Origin of the sequence: Hymenobacter citatus (assembly GCF_014333615.1) — a bacterium.
GTDB classification, from domain to species: domain Bacteria; phylum Bacteroidota; class Bacteroidia; order Cytophagales; family Hymenobacteraceae; genus Hymenobacter; species Hymenobacter citatus.
On sequence record NZ_JACSCY010000015.1, the window covers coordinates 121,117 to 143,117 of the forward strand.

14 protein-coding genes are annotated in these 22,001 nt (G+C 56.5%); 6 read left to right on the forward strand and 8 right to left on the reverse strand.

Translation table 11 applies throughout. The annotated features are described in order from the left end of the window. Nucleotides 1–297 precede the first annotated feature (297 nt). Nucleotides 298–2,856: a T9SS-dependent choice-of-anchor J family protein gene (locus H8B15_RS16820; protein ID WP_187320811.1), complete on the forward strand. Its 2,559-nt coding sequence runs from the start codon at nt 298–300 to the stop codon at nt 2,854–2,856. Between the two features lie 78 nt (nt 2,857–2,934). On the opposite strand, the gene ccsA is transcribed toward H8B15_RS16820, so the two are convergent. The 8 genes from ccsA to H8B15_RS16860 form a co-directional block, all read right to left on the reverse strand. After that, on the reverse strand, nt 2,935–5,532 hold the full coding sequence (gene ccsA, locus H8B15_RS16825; protein WP_187320812.1) for a cytochrome c biogenesis protein CcsA: 2,598 nt from the start codon (nt 5,530–5,532) through the stop codon (nt 2,935–2,937). Between the two features lie 46 nt (nt 5,533–5,578). Further along, nucleotides 5,579–6,499 carry a hypothetical protein gene (locus H8B15_RS16830; protein ID WP_187320813.1) on the reverse strand — a complete coding sequence of 307 codons (921 nt, stop codon included), beginning with the start codon at nt 6,497–6,499 and terminating at the stop codon, nt 5,579–5,581. 62 nt (nt 6,500–6,561) lie between these two features. Continuing rightward, the gene (locus H8B15_RS16835; RefSeq protein ID WP_187320814.1) at nt 6,562–6,984 is read right to left on the reverse strand and encodes a cytochrome c maturation protein CcmE domain-containing protein; all 423 of its coding nucleotides are present in this window, start codon (nt 6,982–6,984) and stop codon (nt 6,562–6,564) included. Nucleotides 6,985–7,158: 174 nt separating this feature from the next. Further along, on the reverse strand, nt 7,159–7,407 hold the full coding sequence (locus tag H8B15_RS16840) for a CcmD family protein (RefSeq protein WP_187320815.1): 249 nt from the start codon (nt 7,405–7,407) through the stop codon (nt 7,159–7,161). A 1-nt stretch (nt 7,408) separates the two neighbouring features. After that, nucleotides 7,409–8,080 carry a cytochrome c biogenesis protein gene (locus H8B15_RS16845; RefSeq protein WP_187320816.1) on the reverse strand — a complete coding sequence of 224 codons (672 nt, stop codon included), beginning with the start codon at nt 8,078–8,080 and terminating at the stop codon, nt 7,409–7,411. Between the two features lie 109 nt (nt 8,081–8,189). After that, nucleotides 8,190–8,861 carry a heme exporter protein CcmB gene (locus H8B15_RS16850; RefSeq protein WP_243900279.1) on the reverse strand — a complete coding sequence of 224 codons (672 nt, stop codon included), beginning with the start codon at nt 8,859–8,861 and terminating at the stop codon, nt 8,190–8,192. 166 nt (nt 8,862–9,027) lie between these two features. Further along, nucleotides 9,028–12,432 carry a TolB-like translocation protein gene (locus tag H8B15_RS16855; RefSeq protein WP_187320817.1) on the reverse strand — a complete coding sequence of 1,135 codons (3,405 nt, stop codon included), beginning with the start codon at nt 12,430–12,432 and terminating at the stop codon, nt 9,028–9,030. 21 nt (nt 12,433–12,453) lie between these two features. Next, nucleotides 12,454–13,554, reverse strand: a complete 1,101-nt coding sequence (locus H8B15_RS16860; protein ID WP_187320818.1) for an NAD(P)/FAD-dependent oxidoreductase — start codon at nt 13,552–13,554, stop codon at nt 12,454–12,456. Between the two features lie 144 nt (nt 13,555–13,698). On the opposite strand from H8B15_RS16860, the gene H8B15_RS16865 reads away from it, so the two are divergent. The 5 genes from H8B15_RS16865 to H8B15_RS16885 all read left to right on the forward strand — a co-directional run bounded on the left by H8B15_RS16865 (nt 13,699) and on the right by H8B15_RS16885 (nt 21,772). Further along, on the forward strand, nt 13,699–14,337 hold the full coding sequence (locus H8B15_RS16865) for an MBL fold metallo-hydrolase (RefSeq protein WP_187320819.1): 639 nt from the start codon (nt 13,699–13,701) through the stop codon (nt 14,335–14,337). 94 nt (nt 14,338–14,431) lie between these two features. Continuing rightward, complete coding sequence (locus tag H8B15_RS16870) at nt 14,432–15,127, forward strand: CDP-alcohol phosphatidyltransferase family protein (protein WP_187320820.1); 696 nt, start codon at nt 14,432–14,434, stop codon at nt 15,125–15,127. 139 nt (nt 15,128–15,266) lie between these two features. Then, nucleotides 15,267–19,223, forward strand: coding sequence for a type IX secretion system sortase PorU (gene porU / locus H8B15_RS16875; RefSeq protein WP_187320821.1), 3,957 nt, complete (start codon nt 15,267–15,269; stop codon nt 19,221–19,223). 53 nt (nt 19,224–19,276) lie between these two features. Then, a complete protein-coding gene (porV, locus tag H8B15_RS16880) occupies nt 19,277–20,482 on the forward strand; it encodes a type IX secretion system outer membrane channel protein PorV (RefSeq protein ID WP_187320822.1) in 1,206 nt (401 codons plus the stop codon). A gap of 9 nt (nt 20,483–20,491) precedes the next feature. Next, the gene (locus tag H8B15_RS16885; protein ID WP_187320823.1) at nt 20,492–21,772 is read left to right on the forward strand and encodes a M16 family metallopeptidase; all 1,281 of its coding nucleotides are present in this window, start codon (nt 20,492–20,494) and stop codon (nt 21,770–21,772) included. Nucleotides 21,773–22,001 lie beyond the last annotated feature (229 nt).

A 22,001-nucleotide genomic window follows, 5' to 3' on the forward strand; every position in this document is an offset into this window, starting at 1 on the left:
AGAGCGCTGTGCTCTCCCTTCTAAAACGGCATTTTGTGGTAGACTTTACACATAGCCGTAGCAGCCTTCTCGAAGAAATTCAGCATCTTGACCAAGCATTTTTCCTTTGCCGATACACCTCCTTTCACCTCCCATTCTATTTCTATGGCGCAATCCTACCCTAAAGATAAAGTTAGACTACACGGGCGACACTGGGCACTAACGGCGCTACTGGCGCTGGGTATTACCAACCTACACGCACAAAATCTTAATTATAAAAGCGCAAGCATTCAGAGCCTTTCAGGTACTTATACCGATTTGGGTACTGCCGGCACAGCCATTGCCACCGATAATACGGACAATGCAAATTCTGCTGTTCAGGATATTGGGTTCACATTCAGCTATAACGGGCAGAGCTTCACGCAGTTCGTTTTGAACACGAATGGCTACCTCAAGCTGGGCAGCCAGGCACCCTCGCCGGCGCTCTATTTCGATGGCTCGCAGGTGACGACGGGTGGCCCGTTCAATAGCACCGCCGCTACCGACGTGAACCTGCTAGTGCCCTTCAATACGGACTGGTTGGGCACGCCCACCACCGAGTACCGGGTGGCCGTGACGGGCACCGCGCCCAATCGCGTATGCATCGTGCAGTGGAAAGATGTGCAGGACAAAGCCCGTGCTACCACAGCCACCAGCACCACGGTGCTGGGCGAGCAATTTGCCACGGTTTCGTTTCAGGTGAAGCTCTACGAAACCACCAACAACATCGAATTCACCTACGGTAATGCCACGCCCGGCCCTGGCGCCGATGCTGCTAAGTACGGCGCAGTTGGGGTAAAAGGCTCCGGCAATGCCAACGGGCAGCTCGTCACGCTTGTGAAGGGCTCTACCACTGCCTGGCTGAACGCTTCGCCGCAAGATGTTAACTACCCGCTGGCGAATAGCAACGGCTTCAACTTCCGTAAGACTGTATTGCCGGCCACGGGTAGTACATTCCGTTTCCGGCCTACCCAGCCAAACGATGCCAGCCTAGTAACTATCTATACGCTGGGCAAGCTGCCGCTCAGTGGCGCGACGCCACACGTGATTCAGGGTGTGGTGCGCAATGTGGGCCTCAACCCGCTGACCAATGTACCCGTGACGCTGCAAGTGAGCGGTGCCAATACGTTTACCACTACCCAAACGGTGGCTTCGCTGCCAGTGGGTGCTACTACGGTGGTATCATTTGCGGGCTTCACGCCCACGGCTGTCGGTAATAACACCATTACCGTATCGTTGCCGAACGACGACGTGAATGAGAATAACAGCAGCGCTACCACGCAGCAGGTAACCGATGGGGTATACTCTTACGCCACGCCGGGCGTAGGCCCCACCACCAGCTACGGCGGCAGTACTACGCCACTGGCCTTTTTGTCGCGCTTCACGGCTACCGACAACCGCTCTGTGCAGGCCGTGAATGTGTACATTGGCGATGCGTCGGCTGTGGGCAAAGCCGTGTATGGCGTAGTCGTGAATACGCTGGGCGCCATTATTGGCCGCTCGCCCAACTACACAGTGACTACGGCCGACGTTGGCACGTACAAAACCTTCACCCTCTCGGCGCCGGTTCTGGTTTCTTCCAGTAATTTTTTCGTGGGCCTGGCCCTTACCCCCAACCCTACCTCCTATTTCCCGGTAGGTACCCAGGCACAGGCCCCTACACGCCGCATGGCCTCCTACCTGCTGGTACTAGGCGACGGCTCTGCGCCGAGTGACTATTCTACGAGCACAATCGGCAAGTTCATGATTGAAGCCGTAACGGCTCCCGCTACCTGCCTGCCACCCGCTGCCCTGGCTGTTGCCGCTAACTCTGTTACTGCCACCGGCGCTACGTTGAGCTTCACGGCTCCGGCCGGCACTGCGCCTGCCAGCTATAGCCTGGTGTATGGTCCTACAGGGTTCGATCCGGCTACGGCGGGTGCCACTGCTACGGGTACGGCTTCGCCCATTGTCCTCACAGGTCTGACGCCGGCCACCACGTACCAAGCCTATGTACGCAGCACATGCAGCAGCACTAGCGCCAGCCTATTTTCGGCACCGGTGACCTTTACTACATTGTGCACGCCTCCCGCGCCGCTGGCCACGTTCCCATACAACGAGAACTTTGATGGCGTAACGGCCCCTGCCCTACCCTGCGGCTTTACGGTATTCGATGCTAATACCGATGGTTTCACCTGGACCACTAGCACCGCTGCCGCCCGTAGTGGTGCCAATGCTCTCACGTATAACTTCAATAACCAAAGCCTGACCACCGCTGCCGACGACTGGGTGTTTACGCCGGCTCTCACCCTCCAGGCCGCGCAGCAATACCTGCTGTCGTTCTACTACCGCGTGGGCACTGCCACCACGCCCGAGCGCCTGGAAATTAAGGTAGGGACTGCGCCTACCGTGGCTGGCATGACGACCACGATTTTCACCAACAACAACCTCACGGCCACTACCTTCACCCAGGCCACAGCCCAGCCCATCCGGGTAGCGACTGACGGCACGTACTACGTAGGCATGCACGTAATCAGCGCCGCCAACTCGTTCCGCCTATCGATTGATGATGTGACGCTGACGGCTGGCCCGCTGGCAGTCAACCAAGCCCTGTCGCAGGCCGTGGCGGCCTACCCCAACCCTACTTCCGGCCTGCTGAATGTAGATCTGCGCAGCAGCAAGGCGCGCCAGGCACAGGCTACCGTGGTCAATTCTTTGGGCCAAACAGTCCTGACCCGCACGCTTTCCACTAAGCAGCCCGACCAGTTGGATCTGGCTACGCTGGCGGCGGGCATCTATACGCTAAAGCTTGATCTTGATGGCGAAACTGCTGTGAAGCGTATCAGCGTGCAGAAATAGATTGCTACTACTCATAGCAAAAAAGCCGGGCTACCCTGAGGGTAGCCCGGCTTTTTTGCTATGAGTAGTAGGCCTATGTTAGGCCACTTGGCGTGGACGCTGTACTGGCCGTGCCCGTAGTGGCTTGGCATCGTTGTCGGTGGCGGGTAGGGTGGCGCTGGTGTCGCGGCGGCGCTTCACGAAGGCCATGCCGAAGCCTAGGGCCATCAGCAGCGTACCGCTCCACAGCAGGTTGATAAAAGGCTTTTCCATCGCTTTCAGGATGATGTAGTCCTTTTGGGCCGTGCTTACACCGAAGGTGAACTTGCCCGCCGTAGGGTCTACATTCAGGAACGTCAGGCGCAGGCCCAGGTCTTCCGATTGGTCGGGCACGCGGCCTACCATGCGGTTGCGCACCACAAACATGGGGTGGATGTGGTACTGGCGCTTTTCACCGTACACAATAAAGTCGCCCTGAATGGCCAGGTCACCTTCTTTCAAATTCAAGCCAGCCGTTTGGTGCGCGGGTTCCACAGCACGCAGCACTGCAAAGTAGTCGTTGAGGTAGATGGTGTCGCCTACGCTCAGTACGTGCTCCGTTACCTCGCTCCAGTCGGGACCAGTGGTAGGCGGGGTAGCGCTTACGTGCGAGTAGATATCGTGGTCCCAGAACTTCTTGATATCAGGCGAAGCCAGCAGGCCGCCCATCTCCTCGTTGGCCTGGGCACGGGGGAACAGCTCGAAGGTTTTGCCGCTTTTCTTCTCCTTGTACTCCACGCGGTAGTAGGTGTTCTCGGGCAGAATTTCCAGCGTATCGCCAGCCTTGTAGTACACTTTGCCGCCGCGTTTCACGTCGCCGCGGGCAACGGCCTTGTACTCGTCGTCGGTGCGGAATAGCAGCTCTTTGTTGACGTAGCCAGGCACGCCGGGCACGTCAAGATACTGACCGGTATAGCTCACTTCATATGGTCCCATAGGCGCCCCCTCGTTGCGCCACAGCAGCACGTTGTCGCGGTTCAGTTCCTCGTTGAATTCCTTGGAATACACCAGGCCCGATACGTTGCCGGAGATAATGTTGGAGTAGCCGGCCGAGGCCAGAATACCCAGCAGCATCAGCGCTACGCCAATGTGCGCCACGCCGCCACCCGACAGGCTCACCTTGCGCCGTAGCAGCGTGAGCACCATGCTCAGGTTGGCCAGTACACCAAACAGTGCCGTGGTGAGCAGCACGATATACACTGGTTTCATTTCCAGCTTATTGTAGCGCACCAGCAAAATCACTAAGGCAGCGCCCAGCAGCGTGAGGATGCCCGGCACCGTAAGCGAGTTGGTGAGGCTTTCCTTATCATTTTTCTGCCACCACATCACCTGTGCCAGCCCCGACAGGAAGACTACACCTACCCCCATCCACAGCTGAATTTTGGTGTAGTGCCCAATCTGGTCGGCGGGTAGGGCCAGGTTGGATTTGATGCCGATGAAGCCTAAGAAGGCGTTGTACACCGGAATGCTGGTAGTAACCAGCACCTGAAACGCGCCCAGGCATAGCACGGTAGCACCCACAAACACCCACAGTTCCGGATTATAGGTAGTCAATTCTTTCTCCGAAACCGGAATGGAGCGCCAGCGCGCTACCAGCAACGCCACGGACAGCACAGCGAAAACACCTAGGTAAATCAACAACTGGCCCGATAAGCCAAGGTCTGTAAAGGAGTGCACCGAGGCGTTGCCCAACACGCCGCTACGTGTGAGGAAGGTAGCGTACAGCACCAGCACAAACGTGGCAATAACCAGCACAAACGACGTGCGCAGGCCGGTTTTACCACGCTTCCATAGGATGAGGCCGTGCAACGAAGCCACCAGCACCAACCACGGGATATACACGGCATTTTCCACTGGGTCCCAGTTCCAATAGCCACCAAAGTTCAGGGTTTCGTAGGCCCAGTAGGCGCCCATCATCACCCCTACCCCTAGCACTAGGCCACCTACCAGCGTCCAGCGGATGGCGGGCTGCACCCAAGCGGTCAACTCGCGTTTCCAGAGGCCGGCCATGGCGTAGGCAAATGGCACCAATGTGAGAGCAAAGCCCAGGAACAGCGTGGGCGGGTGAATTACCATCCAGTAGTTCTGGAGCAGGGCATTCAGGCCGGTGCCGTCTTTGGGAATAAAGTTAGGGTCCGTTTTGAAAACCGGAATATCCAGGAAGTCGCGCAGCAGAATAAACGGCGAGGAGCCAATCTTGACGTCGCCAATTACCACCCCCAGAATCATGGAAACCAGGAACAATTGCACGCCCGCAAACACGGCCATCACCGGCGCTTCCCACTTCTTGCTGTACCGGATAAGAACGAAGCCCAGTACTACCTGCCAGAAAATCCAGAGCAGGAACGAGCCCTCCTGACCTTCCCAGAAACAGGAAATCATGTAGTACACCGGCAGGTGGTTGCTGCTGTGGCTCCAAGCGTAGTAGTACTCGTAGTGGTGGCCGTGGATGATGGCGAACAAGCTGGCAATAACGGCCAGCACAGCCGCCCCGTGCACGAAGAACGCACCACGAGCCAACCGCTGCCAGCCCAAATCGGTAGTGCCCAGCGGCTGGTCTTTGGCCGCCATGTAGTAGGAATAGGCCGCTACGCAGGCCGCCGCAAACGCTACAATGACACTTGCGTGTCCCAGGTCGCCGATGAACGTGTTTAGCATAAACTGTTTGTTGAAAAGACTTGCTGCGTAGTGCTCGAAGGGTGCTCTACTTTCGTTTTTCGGTGGTATACAAATGCTTCAGGCGGGCCTGATGCTGCCGTCGTTGCCACTGCATCATGGTTCGGGAGTCTCGCTGCCGGGTGGCGGCTTGCTTCTTGGCGGCTGAAGGCATCCGCTGCACGTAGGCCACCCACTGTTGCTGCAACAGCAGCGGCGGCGCGTTGTTGGGCGCTTCGGCTACTATTTGGTAGAGGTAGCGGCCGGGCGCGGCGAGCGTATCGGTGTAGGAGTAGCGTTGGTCGCTGCTACCGTAGGTGGTACGACCCACCTCCAGCGCCGCTAGCGGCTGGCTGCGAAACTGCGCTGCCTCGCGGCGCACCACCTGAAACCGGGTGGTGCTACCCAAAGAGTCGGGTAGGGTCCAGTGCAGCCGTACTACCCTGGCATCGGTAGGCACTACGCTGCTCAATGAGGGCTCAGTGGCGGCAGGGCGGCCTTGTGGTTGCTGACTGACGGCTAGCGTAAACTGGCAAAAGTCTTTCAGGTAGCCATCCACATCCAGCAAGTAGGGCTGCCCGGCTTGCAGACTATCCAACATCACAAATACATCGTCCTGGCTGCCTAACGAGGTGCAGGACAGTACCCGGTAGGTAACAGGCTGGCAAGGAGTACCCGTAAGCACCACCAGCTGCACACCACGAGTGTCGCGGCACTTTTGCCCGCTGATATTCACGTAGTAACGCCCCGAAACCGATGGCGTGAACTCGAACCACTGGTCGTTGTGGTACTCGATGCACTTACCCGTAAGCTTTTCATCGACGCAGGCCCACTGCACAGTGCAGCCCGTTGTGGTAGATAGTACTTGCTCGTTCAGGCGCAGCACGCGGCGCTGCTCAATGTCATCGTTGGGTACCTGTGCTGTGGCAACGTGGAATGCCCCTTGCAGCAGCAACAACGGAAAAGACACGCGGAATCCGAAGCGAAACGACGCTTTCGAAATCCATACGTTATTCCGTTGCTCATTACTCATTACATAGACGCCGTGGCGCCTTTTATGTCTTTCTCCACGTATTTTGAGGGGCACTTCAGCAGGATCTTATCGGCCACGAACACGTCGTTGCGCATGGCGCCGGTAATCACTACCTGCTCCGATTTGTCAAAATCCTGGGGCTTGGGGTTGAAGTACACCACGCGTTGAGCGATGCGGTTGGTGTCCACCAGAGTGAAAGCAAAATAGTTGGGGTCGAGGGTAGGGTTGTACTCCAGGCCCATAATCTGCTGACCACTGCGCGGCAGGCGGCCTACCACGTGCACTTTGGTGTTCTTACCCTCAGCGGCCAGTTCACGGGCCTCTTTAAACGAAACGTACTGGCTGACATCGGCCGAGGTAGTCATCAGGATACCAATGGCGGCGGCGATAACAGCCAAAATGAGAATGTGCGATTTCTTCATGGGTGCAAAAAAGCGGAAGACGCGGCGCTGCCGAAAAGCGACAGCAACTCAGAACAAGAAAGCCGGGTAGAAAAGTCCCCTACCCGTAAAAAGCATGAGACTAAATCTGTTGCCCGCGGCAAAAGTACGCACGCAATCGGCAACTATTGTGGAAGAGCGCTCGTAGAGGCGCGCCTAGTCGCGCACCTCCTTCTCTAGACGGCTGATTTTGCGGTCCAGCGAAATCAAAAAAAACAGCAACCCAGCCAGCACTACGGCAATAACGGTTACTACCACGTAGATTTTGCCGCTCTGGCGCAGAGCGTCAGCCATTTCGGGCTCGTCGGGTGATTGTGCCACAGCGCGCAGTATTGGCAGTAGCAGTGCAGCAAGCAACGCAACTACCCGTATCGTCCTACCTTTCTTCACCAATCCAAGACCCATATTACGCAAGCTGTTTGTCATACACTTTTTGTTTGAGAAAGGCCACACGACTAGCTAGTTGCGCCAGCCAAAATCCTAATAGCGTCCAGCCAATCACGGCGGGATAGAATACCAAGCGCATGTTGCTGTCCAGGTCGTACTTGGCAAACGCTGGGTTGCCGCCCGCGCCGGGATGCAGCGAGGCCGTCAGGCGTGGCAGGATAAAGAACAGCGGCATGGCCGCTGCAAAGGCGAAGATGTTGTAGATGGCCGAAATACGGGCGCGCTGCTGCTCGTCCTGGAAAGACGAGCGTAGCACCAGGTAGGCGCCATAAATGAGCATGGCAATGGCGGCGCCGTTGAGCTTGGGGTCGTTGGTCCACCACGCGCCCCAAGTGTATTTGGCCCAGATGCTACCCGTAGCCAACCCCACAAAACCCATGTAAATGCCGGTTTTGGCGGCTTCGTGCGAGAGAATATCCAGCTGCGGGGTAGGTGTGCGCAAGTAGCGCACCGAGTAATAAACCGAGGCCGTGAGCACCGCCGTCATGCCAAACCACATAGGCACGTGAAAGTATAGGTTGCGAATGCTCTCGTTGAGGATTGCCAGCCGGGGCACCGGCATCAGCAGGCCCGCCACCGCCACATACAGCAGCAGCACCACGGCCAGACCTTTCCACCAATTGTTTTTCATAAGCTACTTGCTGCTATACCCGAAGGCCGCAGTCTTTGGTGAACGAAGAGAAACAGTATACAAATTCCGGACAGTCAACATTAATTCTGCATGAAAAGCTGAGCACGGATTAGGAACGCCACAGGAAGGGAAAAAGTAGATAGGAAACGGCCCCTACAATCATATTTAGCGCTACCAGCGTGAGCAAAGAGCTGCGGCTGGCATCGAACTCCAGCCCATCCAGGGCGTTTTTAGAAACTTTGATGAGCAGCAGCAACATCGGAATCATTAAGGGAAAGCCCAGAATGGCCATGAGCGTGTGGCTGTTGGTGGCCTTGGCCGCAATGCCCGATACCAGCGTGAGCGTGGAGGCAAACCCAATGGCCCCCAGCGCCATATTCAACAGAAAAAGCGGCACGTCTTGCACTGGGTTGCCCAGCACCAGCGCGTACAACGCAAACCCTACCCCACCCAGCCCCAGCAACAGCAGCACGTTGTAACCGATTTTGGCCAGAATCACGGCCTGCGGCCGCACCAGCGCATAGTAGTAGAGCTGTCGGCCGCGGCTTTCCTGCAAAAAGCCTTTGGCCACGGCATTCACGGCTGTAAACAGCAGGATAATCCAGAACAGCGCGTTCCAGGCGGGTGCTGGCAGTTCGCCCCCGCGCAACGCAAAGCTGATGTAGCACACGAACACGGTGCTGCCCACGTACAGCAACATGCCGCTGAGGGTAGCACGCTGCCGCCATTCCAGACGAAAGTCTTTCTGCATCAGATAGCCAATCTCACGAACGAGCTGCATGGGAAGCGGGGTAGAAAACGGACCGCAAAGATACGGCACGCGAACTTAGGGTAGGCAGATCCATCACCATCAAAGATGCTAGTTGCTCCTGATTCTTCTTAAAAACAACAGCCGCCACGATGTATCGCGGCGGCTGTTTTGCTAGGCCTTTGCCTGCGTTTAGACCCTAGAAATCGTACCCCAGCGTGAAGTAGAATTTCGGTCCTGAGCGGTTGTAGTCCTCCTGTCCCCAGGCCACATCGGCTTTACCGTAGAAACCCAGAAGAGTGGTACGAATACCGCCGCCGTAGCCAATCAGCAGCGGGTTGCCGAAGGTGGTAACCGTACCGGAGAAGGCGTTGCCGCTCCCGCCGAAGTCCTGCGTGTTATAGGAGTTGTTGGTGTTGAAAGGGTTGACGCCGGAGTAGGCCGAGCCCCCATCGATAAAGCCCGTCAGCTGCAGATTGCGGAAGAAGCCAGAGTAAATAGGCTTATTCGAGAGGTACTGAATGATGGGGACACGCAACTCGGTGTTGAAGAGAATATATTTCGGACCGTTGCGCTTGCTGTAGTTGAAGCCCCGCAGATTGGTCACGAACTGCTGGTAGAACAGTTGGGTAGGATCGTAGTTGGAAGAGGCAACAGTAGAGGGTTGCAGGCGCTGGGTTTGGGGCAACGCCGGGTCGTTCTCGAATTTGTTGTTCAACCAATTGTCCATACCACCCAAGCGATACACCGACTGCGCAGGGCCAAAGAACTGCCCATGACTCACCCGCGTTGCCCAGATAATAGACCGGTGAATTTTCTGGTAGTGGCGCAAATCCACGTACAGATTACTCAGGTTCAAGTCATTGTTATCCATGCTGGTCAGCTTTTGGTAGCCGATCTTCATGCGCGTGCCTTGAAGCATATTCACGCCTGTGGCAATGGCATTATCGAAGATCAGCTCGCCGTTGAAGCCCAGATAACTCCGGCTGACATCTGCCTCGCCAGGCAAGTCGTTCAGCACCAGTCGGCTAACATTTACATAGCTCGGCCCACCGCGCACGCTCAGGTTGTGCGTAAGGGGGTAGGCAATGGTAGGTGCAATTTCGTGCCGGCCATAGCGCGTGAGGTAGCCCGAGCGGTCCGGCACGTTCAGGAAATATGCTTGCTTCTGATACCGAATGCTCCAGTCGTAGCGATGCGTCAGGTTGGTGTATTCCGCATACATATTACTGGTTTTCAAATCAGTAAGCGCGAAGATACTGGCCCGAATCCGGTGGTTTTCGAACAGGTCCGACATATTGGCCTGCCCAATCAAGCCAAAGCCCAACAGCGGGTCCACGTACAGCGACGACACCACGTTGTCGATGCTGAAACGGTTGTCGTAGCGGTAGGGGCCATTGATGGCCAGCGCGTTGGCTGGAGGTGGGGCTGGCGCGGCCGTCAGAGCTTTGGTTGTGGCCGAGGGCGTACGCCAGCGCTTTGCGGGATTGGTACGCGCCGTCGACATTGGAATGTCTTCGTCAAATTTATAGTCGCTCACATTCACCTGCTGGTTGCGGCGCGGTGCAGTAGCACTTGGCGTAGCAGCCACGGGTGCCGTCGTGCGGCTTGTGTCGGGTGTGGCGGTAGGAGCCGTCACGGCCAGCGTAGAGTCGGTAGCAGCCGGGGCGGGCGGGCGCACGGCAGCGGGCGTTACCGGCCGGCGCACAGGGGCCGGCTTGGGCCGCGAGCGGTCTTCCAGCGTTTCCTGCCGTGCTGTTTTGTAGAGCTTCACGCCCTCGGGCAGCGGATAGTTGGGGTAGAGAAACACGGCGTCGCGGGCGCGGTCGGTAGTAACGAAGCCCAGCGCGTTGGTCGTGACATTGTAGTCGAAGCTGCGGATATCAACCGGAAAACTGGTGACGGCCGTGCGCTGCCGGGTAGCCAGATTGAGCCGGTACACGCTCCGAATCCCGCTTTCCTCACCCAGATACAGTATTTCCGAGTCAGAAATAGCGCGGGGAGTGCCTTCGTTGGAAATGGTGCTCACTAAGGATTCCATGGGCTGAGGCCGGCCATCGAGGTGGTACAGAAACAGGTCGTAGTTGTTGACCACGGAGCTAAAATCACCCCGCGCCGTGCCCGTGGTATCGAGCCAGCGGTTGGAGCTGAACACAATGCCCTCGCCATTGGGTAGGAAAGCAGGCTCCACATCGTCAAACACGTCGTCGGTCAGTTTCTCAGGCCGGCGGTTGCCGGCGCGCAGCAAGTACAAATCGTTCTGCCCATCGCGGGCAGCGCTGAACACCAACGACTTGCCATCGGGCGAATAAGCCAGGCTCATCACTTGCGTAAACTGCCGGAAGATGGACCCTTCCTGCCGCCGGAAGGGTAAGGCATCGAGTAGACGCTCCCAGGTGTTGGCGAATCCGCCACCACCCGCTTGCCGCAGGCGCAGCGTCATGTAGCCTTTGTCCATCTCGGCAATAGCTACCTGGTTGTTGCCCCGCCACGCCAGCACCGGCAGGCGCGTTTCCACCTGTTGGTCGGGCGTTTTGTAGCCGTTGCGGTGAATCACGTCGCGGTGCGAGCCGTCGCGGTTCAACACTATCACGCGGTAGCGGCCGCCCTCATTGGCCACGTAGGCCAGCCGCTGGCCGTTGGGGCTGAGCACTGGCTGCGAGTAGATAACCGACTTGCGGTTGTTGCGCGAAGTCAACTGCGCCTGCTCATTCAGCGGCACGAAAGCTGTCTGAGGCTGGGCATTCAGCTGACGATAATATTGCAGCCAGTCGCGCAGAAAAATCTTATATGGCACATTCAGCGACGAGCTAATGCCGACCTCCACATCGCGCGTAATACGTGTGAGGTTCAATATGTTCTGAATGGTAGTGTAGCCGTAGCGCTCCGCGATGTAGTTCCAGATGCTTTGGCCGGCCAGCTGCGGGTTGCGCAGGAAAAAAGGCGCTGTGCGCGTGCCCTCGTACTGCCGGGTCATATCGCGCATGTAGTTGTCCATGTCCACGCTCCAGCCCTCGGCAGCATAGGCCGAAGCCCCACCGATAAACCAGTCGGGCAGCTGCAGCAGGTAGGTGCTTTGCAGCACTTCCTTCAGCGAGCCGCCGTACATCATATCGTTGAGCAGCACGCGGGTTACTTGGTAGCTCACATCGCGCTTAAACTGCGTTTGCTGGCCCTGGTAGGCAATCTGCACCTTGGTCATACGCAACAGCGAGGTCTCGCCGCCCATCTGGTACTTGTCCTGATCCAGCCCGATGTTGCTCTGCCGCAGGTCGCCCACGGAATTATAGAGCATGATGGTGGTTTTGGAATAGGGATAGTAACCGATGAGCGAGGTAATGCGCTGCAACTCCTTCTCGGCATACTCAGCGGCACGGCGGGCGGCAATTTCGCCCCCAGCGTAGTAGTAAATGTTGAAGTTCTGGGTGCTCAGCTGCATCCAGTCAAACTTCTTGTATTGCAGGCGCACCCGCCCAAATGGTTCCTGCGCAGTTTGCGCCACGGCAGTGGAGGGAGCCGCCCAAAAAGAGCCCGATAACAGCAGCACAGCAAGTCCCAGCAACCGGCCTACCCGGCGGGGTAACAGTAAGGAATAGTGCTTCATATAGGAACCAGAAAGAAGAGTTCAGGAAGGAAAAGCAGCGGCCGCCGGGGCGGCTGTATACAACGCGTGATATCGGGAAATATTGACCTCCGGCCACAGGTCGGAAGCACTATTTTCCAAGTAATTAGCCAGCTGGACGGCCAGCCCAGGCGCCAGCAGTACGCCTTTGGAGCCGAAACCGTTAAATATACTCAAAATAGGCAGTTCGGGGTGTCGTCCCAGCAAGGGTTTTCGGTCGCGCACGGCGGGGCGCACACCAGCCCGCTGGGCCCTGATGGTGAAGGGTAGCGTGGTCATATCGGTGAGGCGCTGACTCAGCTCGGCAGTGGCTTCCGGCGTGATGCCCTCTGCAAACGGCGGCCAGCGGTAGGTAGCACCCACCCGAAACTGCCCTTCGCCCAGCGGCACCACGTAGGCACCTTTGTTAAGCACTTGCTTTTCGGGTAAGCCGGGACACGCCACATCCAGCACCTCGCCCTGGTTGGGCGTGAGCGGCAGCCAGTTGAAATACGGATTTTGCGTAGCCCCTACCCCTTCGCAGCACACCACTTGCCGGGCCCGTACCTGGCCGGGCGCGTAGCTAGCGCCGTCGGCATCGAACATCAACTGCGACCAGTCGAACACTTCCTGACGCAGCCAGCCCTGCCCCAGCGCTTCCTGCGCCAGCGTAGCCAGCAGCTCGCGCAGCCGCACGTAGCCGCCGTGCTGAATCTGAATGCCGCCAAACTCCTGCCGCACGCCTGGCAGCGGCGGTAGGGCGCCGGTTACCTCCGTTACGTAGTGCCGCCACGGCACATCGGCGCTACGGGCTACCACGGTATTCTGCTCCGCTACCGACGAAAACAGCTTTTGGATAGGCGTTTGGATGAAAAACGTGTCGCCGTAGTGTTGCTCTATTGCCTGGTAAAAAGCCGTGGCAGCGGGTAGCAGCTCGTCTATTTTCCAAGCCAGCGCGAAACGCTTGCCGGCCACGGGATTAATCAGCCCGGCTGCTACGTTGGAGGCTGAATTGGGGTGGCCGGGGTCGTAGACCAGCACCGTGCGGCCGCGCCGGCGCAGGGTATGGGCCAGGGTAGCCCCCGCCAGGCCGTGCCCAATCAGCAGGTAGTCATAGGTTGTCATGCAGAGGTAAAGTAACGCGAAATTGCTGGCGTTAGGTACGGATGGTTGCCCACAACAAGCCGTGGCGGGCTTCGGTTCGCGTCAACTCTTGTAACTTACCTCCCCAATTTCATCCAGTACCCGCTAGTTTCTTTTCTTTACTTTATGCTAGTTGCCGGCTTCACGTTCAACGCCTTTTCGGAGAATACATATCTGCTCATCGATGAAGCCACGCGCCAGTGCGCCATCGTAGACCCCGGCTGCTACGACCGCGCCGAGCAACAGGCGCTTCGTGAGTACATCGAGACTGAGAACCTACAGGTGATATTGCTGCTGAACACCCACGCCCACATCGACCATGTGCTGGGCAATCAGTTTGTCATCGACACCTATAAAGTACCCTACCTGCTGCACGAGGCCGATTTGCCGGTGCTACGCGCCGTGCCTACCTATGCGGCCAACTACGGCTTTCCGGCCTATTCTCCCGCCGAGCCCACGGGCACGCTCACGCCCGGCGAGGTAGTACGCATTGGCGAAACCGAGCTGGAAGTACGCTTTGCGCCGGGCCACGCGCCCGGCCACGTGGTATTCTACCACGCGCCTACCCACACTGTCATCGGCGGCGACGTGCTATTTCGGGGTAGCATTGGCCGTACGGACTTGCCTGGCGGCAACCATGCGACGCTCCTGCACAGCATCCGCACGCAGTTGCTCCCCCTACCCGACGAAACGGTGGTGTACCCCGGCCACGGCCCCGCCACTACCATTGGCGAGGAGCGCCAGTCCAATCCGTTTTTGAAGTAGGATCTTGGGGTCTTAGGGGCTTGGTTGACGTTCAGCTTAAATACCTGAAGCTTCATCCAACAAACTAAGACCCCAAGACCCCAAGACCCTCTGTATGAAAAGACATATTCCCAACGCAGTTACTTGTCTCAACTTGTTTTCTGGTTGCCTGGCTGTTAGCCAGATTTTTGCCGGACGGCTAGACTTAGCGGCCTATTTCGTGGCGCTGGCAGCAGCGTTTGACTTTGCCGATGGCCTGCTGGCCCGCGCCCTGCACGTGTCGTCGCCAATTGGCAAAGACCTGGACTCGCTGGCCGATATGGTATCGTTTGGGGTAGTACCGGGCGCCATGCTAATGCAACTGCTAACGCGCGGCGGCACCGATCTGCCCGACTGGCTGCCCTACCTGGGCTTTATTGTCACGGTGTTTTCGGCCTTGCGCTTGGCCAAGTTCAACAACGATACCCGCCAGAGCGACTCCTTTATTGGTCTGCCTACCCCTGCGTGCACGCTGGTGGTGGCCTCCCTTCCCCTCATTCTCCTCGACGACCGATTTAACCTGGCGCACCTCATTCTTAATCCGTGGGTGCTGCTGGTTCTCACTGCGCTATTGTCGGGGTTGCTGGTAGCCGAGCTGCCACTCTTTGCGCTTAAGTTCAAGCACTTTGGCTGGTCGGGTAATGCGCTACGATTTGTATTTTTGGGTTTGGCAGTGGGGCTGCTTTTTTTCTTGCAGGCTGCCGCCGTGCCGCTCATTATTTTGCTATACGTTTTGCTATCCGTAGCACGGCCAGCACCAAGCGGAGCCTGATACTACCAGTACACAATACTCCGGGAGCTGCTGCTGTTATGCATATTGCCTACACTGCCCACTGAACCGGGCGGGCGCCGGGTGTGTTTCACCTGCGTTTTCCCCCACCTATGCTGCTCTTTGTTTGATTCGAACCTCTATGCGCTTTTCTACTCTGCTTTTGCTCGCGTGCTTGCTGGTGTTGGTCGCATTGGTACCGAGCCAGGCGCAGACGGTTCTTTCGCAGCAACTCACCTGGCAGGGCTATACCACCCTCACTAGCCCCAACGGTCAGGAAAGCCGCGTGCCTACCTTTCGGGGCGCCACGTATGAGCCAGGAGCGCGAGCGGGGTTGTATACCCTGCGTATCAATGGCCGGGTGAGCGAGGGGCAGATAGAAAACGCGGTGTATGAGTCTTTTATAGCTACCGATGCGCGTGCCTTCGAAGGTGCCACCTTTCCGGCTGGCCCTACCCTCCGATTTGGGACAGCCAATCGTCAGCCCATCACCTATGTAGACCTGCCCGCAGTGCGCCGCAATGCCCAATCGGGTCAAGTTGAAAAGCTGATTTCGTTTGACTATCGCTACGTGCTGAGCGGGGCAGGCGCTACCGCCAACCGACCGTCGCGTACCCAGCGCAACCACGTCTCAGCTTCTGTGCTTCGCCAAGGCGTATGGTATAAGATTGGGGTACCAGAAAGCGGTGTGTATAAGCTCGATAAAGTAGCCTTGACAGCCATGGGCATTAGTGCACAAAGCACTGATCCGCGCCGAATTCAAGTGTTTGGCAATGCAGTCGGCGGCATGCTGCCCCAGCTCAACGGCGCCCCCCGCCCCGCCGACTTAGAGGAACTAGCGTTGGGTTTTGTGGGAAATGCCGACGCGGTTTTCGATGACAACGAATACCTGACGTTCTACTCCCGCGGTCCGCACGTGTGGGAGCGAGACCCCACGGCCACTATCCCGCGCTTTCGCCACATACAGCACTTGTACACCGATACGGCTTACTATTTTGTGACAGTAGGCACCGGCGCGGGGCGGCGACTTACCACGGCTACCACTACGGCCACGCCTAACGCCACCATCACCACCTTCGCCCACCGCGACTATTACGAGCGAGATATTGTCAATATTCAGAAGTCGGGCCGGCAGTGGTTGGGCGAGCCCTTGGAAAGAGGTGCGTTGGAAATTCCGTTTGTAGTACCAAATGCAGTACCAGGCGCGGTAGTACAGCTTACATCGTCGGTGGCTGCCTCTAGCGGCTCGGCAAGCACCGTGCAGCTGGCCCTCAACGGGCAGAATGTCGGTATACAATCCGTTTTAGGCCGTTCGGCTTCCTCCTACCCCGAGCGCGCCAATACGGCTCTCACAACACTATCTACTACCCCAACCTCCTTAGCTGCCGATACGCGCATACGGTATACCTTTAGTAGCACTGATGCCAATGCCCGCGCCTGGCTCGACTACATAGAGCTGAACACCCAGCGCCAGTTGCGCTACGTGGGCAGCGGCCGCCAGCTCGATTTCCGCTCGTTCAGCAACATTGCCCCGCGGGCAGTCAGCCGCTTCGCTGTTGATAATGCAGGCGGCGCCACGGTATGGGACGTGACGCACCCGGGGCGCCCGGTGGCCTACCCCCTCAGCAACGGCAGCTTCGTGGCCCCCACCGATTCGCTGCGGGAGTTTGTGGCCTGGCAGGAAGCAGACTTATACACGCCGCGCCTGTTTGGGCGGGTAGGCAACCAGAACCTGCACGCTCTCAACCTCGATGGCAAAACCGATTTGGTAATTGTCACGCACCCATCGTTTCTGAGCGAAGCCGAGCGCCTTGCTGCCCACCGCCGCACACACGATGGCCTCACAGTGCAGGTAGTCACTACCTCGCAGGTCTACAACGAATACAGCTTCGGCGGGCAGGACATTACCGCTATCCGAGACCTGATGAAGCAGGTCTACGACCGCGCCCCTGGCGGCAAACACCTTTTCTTGCTGCTGTTTGGCGATGCCTCGTTCGACTACAAATCCGATCCAACCAACGACCTCACCAAAGCTCCTACCTGGTGGAAATCGCGCTACTACCTCGAGCCGCGCACATTAACCGTTACCAACCCCAACCCCGACCAATCCAATCAAAATTATGTGCCGGTGTACGAGTCGCGCGAGTCGTTTGCCATAGTGGCGCCCCGCAGCGGGCAGCAGGGCGTCACGTTTTCCACCGACGACTATTTTGGCTTGCTCGATGATGACGAGGGCGAATTGAACGAAAGCTATTCGGCCACAGATGAGCTGATGGATATAGGGGTAGGACGCCTCCCAGTGCGAGTGTCTTCTGGTACGAATACGGCTGCTCTAACCGTCAGTAAGCTAATTCGGTACGATGACCCGACTACCTACGGCAAGTGGCGCAACCGCCTCACCTTTGTGGCCGACGATGGCGATTATAATCTGCACACGCTTTATTCAGCCGAACCACTGGCCAATGCACTGGTCGTCAACCAACCAGCCTACAACGTGCACAAGGTCTACCTTGACATGTACCCGCAAATCACGGCGTCAGCTGGACAAAGCTCGCCGGCGTGCGAGCAGGCCATTGATGAGTCGCTGGAACAGGGCACGCTTATCATGAACTACAGCGGCCACGGCGGCCCCGAGGGGTGGGCCGATGAGCAGATACTGAACCGCTCGTCCATCCAGGCCCTGCAAAACCGGCAGCGCCTCGCCTTCCTGCTCACCGCCACCTGCGACTTCAGCACCTACGACGACCCCGACCGCACCTCAGCTGGCGAAGAAATGCTGACCAACGTTGAAGGCGGCGCCGTGGGCCTACTGACTACCACTCGCCTAGTATTCTCCAACAACAACCAAGCGCTGGCCGAGTCCTTCTACGCGGCGGCTTTCACACCTATCAATGGCGCCTTACCTCGCATGGGCGACATTCTGGCTGAAACCAAGAATAATAGTGTCCGCTCGGTCTACAACCGCAACTTCTCCTTCCTGGGCGACCCATCCGGCCGCCTCGCCTACCCCGAACAAACCGTAACCCTGCGCTCCATCAACGGCCACGCTTTCACTACCACCCCCACCGACACGCTTAAATCCCTGTCGCGGGTGCAACTGGTGGGTGATGTACGAGTAGGAGGAACCGTTAATGCCAGCTTTAATGGAACTACACGCGTAACGGTATTCGAGAAGCCCGAAACCATCAGGACGCTCGGCAGCGAACCTACGGACGGACCGCAGCCCATTCAAGTACAGGAAAATATTCTGTACGATGGCCAAGCAACCGTACGCAACGGGCAGTTTTCCCTGCGTTTTGTAGTCCCAAAAGATATTAACTACAACTACGGCTTGGGCAAAATCAGCTTTTACGCCGCCGACTCCGTGCGCCGCCTGGATGCCCACGGCGCCACTCGCACGGTAGTAGGTGGCCTCGATGCCACGGCTACCTTGGATACCATTCCGCCTACCATCCGATTGTTCATGGACAATGAATCGTTTGTGTTTGGCGGCCTCACGGGCACTTCGCCTACCCTACTGGCGCACCTGGCCGATTCCAGCGGCATCAACACGGCCGGCTCGGGCATCGGTCACGAAATCACGGCTACCCTCGATGGCGACGCCAGCAAACTGGTTATCCTCAACGATTTTTACACGGCTGATGTCGACAAGTTTCAGTCCGGCAAAGTGCGTTACTTATTTAAAGACCTGACCACGGGTCCGCACCTGCTACGTCTGAAGGCCTGGGATACATTTAACAACTCTGGTGAAAAAGAAATTGAGTTTATTGCGGCCAGCACCGAAAAGTTAGCCCTGCAACACGTCCTCAACTATCCCAATCCATTCTCCCAAAACACCACCTTCCATTTCGACCACAACCGCACCGGCGATGAGTTGGACATTCAGGTACAGATTTTTACGGTATCGGGGAAGTTGGTGCGTACTTTGCGAACCACTGTGCTCGGTAGCGAGTCGCACTTGGCCGCTCTCTCTTGGGATGGCCGCGACGAATTTAATGACCAACTTGCACGCGGTGTATACGTGTACCGCGTAAGTGTACGTTCTATGCGCGACCGTGCCACTGCCTCAAAGTTTGAGAAGCTGGTTATTCTTAACTAAGTCCTTTCCCACTCTGTTTTCACTTCCTTACCGGCTCACTTCTCCTCTTCTGTATGTCATTTAAGTCTAAGACGCCGTTGCGCTTCTTTTTCCTGTCGGGTTTGCTGGGCTTGGCAGGCACGGCTACTGCCCAGCTAGACCCCAATAAAACCATCACGACGGCAGTGCCCGTCCTTACCCTAAGCCCCGACTCACGTTCGGCGGCACTAGGCGATGCCGGGGTAGCACTTAGCCCCGATGCCAATGCGGCCTACTATAATGCCGGTAAGTTGGGCTTCGTACCTTTCAACTATAGCGTTTCTCCTTCGTACTCCCCTTGGTTGCGGGGCATCACCGATGATATGGGTATTGCCCACCTCTCCGGTTACGCACGCCTCAATCCGCGGGCAGCTATATCAGGCTCTCTATCTTATTTCGATTTAGGCCAGGTGCAGTTCCGCGATTCAAACAATGGCGATTTAGGTAATTATAACCCGAAAGAATATGCCGTTTCGGTTGCCTATGGCCAAAAGCTGAGCGACAACTTCGGTGTAGGTATTTCGGCACGTTTTATTCGTTCCAACCTCACCGGCGATGGTTTCGACGCCCGCCCTGCCAACGCGGCTGCTGTTGACTTAGGCGCCTACTACAATAAAGACCTGACTATTGGCGCGGGTCAATATAATTTGGGCCTTGGTGCTGCTATCAGCAACATCGGCAATAAAATTACCTATACCAACGCCACACAAGCCGACTTCTTGCCCACTAACTTGAAGCTAGGCGCAGCTCTGACGCGTGAACTGGACGCTTACAACAAGATTACGTTCACAATTGATGCTAATAAACTACTTGTGCCATCGCCCTACTATATACAAGGCGATACAACTACAGCACTAGGTCAACCTAGCATAGGCAAGCGCATCAACCAAACAAATGCTGACCGTCGCGCCAAAGGAGTTGTAGGCGGTATGCTCAGTTCATTTACGGATGCTCCTGGTGGCCTCAAGGAAGAATTACAGGAGGTTCGTCTTTCTGCCGGTGTAGAATATTGGTATAACGATCTACTAGCTGCACGGGTAGGTTATATGTACGAGAACAAAGAAAAGGGTGACCGAAAGTATCTGAGCTTTGGCTTAGGCATCCGCTACCAGGTTTTCGGTGTTGATGGCGCTTATCTAGTGCCAAATAGCCGCCAAAATCCCCTAGCTCAAACTATTCGCGTATCCTTACACTTTAACTTTAATAAGGCCGAAGAAGCGTTCGGTCCCTCCAACAACTAATCCGTTTTCATGCTCGACCGTACCGTCGCTCCTCCCGTTCAGCCGCTGGCCAGTGTAACGCTGCCCGCGGCTGACGTGCTTTCGCTCCCCAATGGTGCCCGCTTACACGTTCTGCGTAACAGTGCTCAACCTGTTGTACGGCTGCAAATAGTTTTTCCAGCAGGCAAATGGTACGAATCTGGCCCTAGTGTTTCGTTGCTGACAGCCCGTATGCTGTTAGAGGGAACACATACCCGTACCGCCCGCCAAATAGCCGACACGGTGGCTTTTTATGGCGCTTCTCTGGAGTGTGAGCAAGGCTTCGACCGCGCCACTCTTACACTGTATTGCCTCACCCGTCACCTCGAGCAACTACTTCCGCTTATACTAGATGTAGCAACGGAAGCAGTTTTCCCTGAGCCAGAATTTGACTTACTGAAAACACGCACTATTCAGAATGTGCGCATCGAGCGGCAGAAGAACAACTACCTCGCCAGTGAGCGATTTTCGCGTAATCTATACGGTCCCACCTATCCGTATGGTGTCACTTTTGAAGAGGAGTTGTTCCAAAAAATTCCTGTAGAAGCGGTAAGGACATTCTATCAGTCAGCTTATCGCATGTCAGCTGCTGAGCTATTTGTCTGCGGTGATATAGACAGTGCGCAGCAACAACTCATCGCCAACTTGTTTGGTCAGATTCAAGCGCAAACAGATGCTCCTATTGTAATCACCCCTCTATCGCCTGTTTCTGCTCCATTGCAAGATCAGGTGGTTGTCGCTGATAGCCTACAATCCTCTTTGCGTATTGGGCGACTTTGGGTGGCCCCTACCCACCCAGACTATCATCCGTTACAAGTATTAGTTAAAGTGCTAGGCGGATACTTCGGTTCTCGTCTAATGAAAAATATTCGAGAGGACAAAGGCTTCACATATGGTATACATGCTAGTGTCAGCCTTCGGGAACACGCCACTAGCCTTGTCATCGGCACCGATGTAAACGCAGCTAGTACAGAAGCAGCTATGAAAGAAATACGGTATGAGCTAACTCAACTTCAACAGGACCTTATCCCTGAAGAAGAATTGCAAACCGTGAAGAACTACATGCTTGGGAAATTTGCTAACGAACTCAGTACAGTTTTTGAGCAGTGTGATAAATACAAGTCGCTAGTATTCCTCAATCTACCAGCCACGTATTACGAAGATTTCTTGCACAATATAAATGCTGTTAAGCGCGACCAATTGCGTATACTAGCTCAGCAGTACCTTTCTCCTGAGGGCATGATTGAAGTAATAGCTGGTCCGCATCAATAAGGTCTGTATAAGCTAAAAAGCCCAAGAACCAGATAGTTCTTGGGCTTTTTAGCTTATACAGACCAGAGCTTAACCAAGCAGCAAGCAATCATAGTCAGGCACAGAGAGTACTAGGCAAGAAGGGCGCGTGCAGGGCCTTGTAATGGCTCGGGCCCCGGCCGCATCCCTGGGGTAGGGACGCGGGCCGGGGCCCGAGCGCACAAAATAAAGTTGGCGGCGACCTACTCTC

Excerpts from the sequence above, each read along its gene's own strand:
- H8B15_RS16845 (WP_187320816.1), bottom strand. The coding sequence starts at position 8,080 with ATGAAAAACAATTGGTGGAAAGGTCTGGCCGTGGTGCTGCTGCTGTAT.
- H8B15_RS16850 (WP_243900279.1), bottom strand. The coding sequence starts at position 8,861 with ATGCAGCTCGTTCGTGAGATTGGCTATCTGATGCAGAAAGACTTTCGT.
- porV (WP_187320822.1), top strand. The coding sequence starts at position 19,277 with ATGTCATTTAAGTCTAAGACGCCGTTGCGCTTCTTTTTCCTGTCGGGT.
- H8B15_RS16860 (WP_187320818.1), bottom strand. The coding sequence starts at position 13,554 with ATGACAACCTATGACTACCTGCTGATTGGGCACGGCCTGGCGGGGGCT.
- H8B15_RS16840 (WP_187320815.1), bottom strand. The coding sequence starts at position 7,407 with ATGGGTCTTGGATTGGTGAAGAAAGGTAGGACGATACGGGTAGTTGCG.
- H8B15_RS16865 (WP_187320819.1), top strand. The coding sequence starts at position 13,699 with ATGCTAGTTGCCGGCTTCACGTTCAACGCCTTTTCGGAGAATACATAT.
- H8B15_RS16835 (WP_187320814.1), bottom strand. The coding sequence starts at position 6,984 with ATGAAGAAATCGCACATTCTCATTTTGGCTGTTATCGCCGCCGCCATT.
- ccsA (WP_187320812.1), bottom strand. The coding sequence starts at position 5,532 with ATGCTAAACACGTTCATCGGCGACCTGGGACACGCAAGTGTCATTGTA.
- porU (WP_187320821.1), top strand. The coding sequence starts at position 15,267 with ATGCGCTTTTCTACTCTGCTTTTGCTCGCGTGCTTGCTGGTGTTGGTC.
- H8B15_RS16885 (WP_187320823.1), top strand. The coding sequence starts at position 20,492 with ATGCTCGACCGTACCGTCGCTCCTCCCGTTCAGCCGCTGGCCAGTGTA.
- H8B15_RS16870 (WP_187320820.1), top strand. The coding sequence starts at position 14,432 with ATGAAAAGACATATTCCCAACGCAGTTACTTGTCTCAACTTGTTTTCT.
- H8B15_RS16855 (WP_187320817.1), bottom strand. The coding sequence starts at position 12,432 with ATGAAGCACTATTCCTTACTGTTACCCCGCCGGGTAGGCCGGTTGCTG.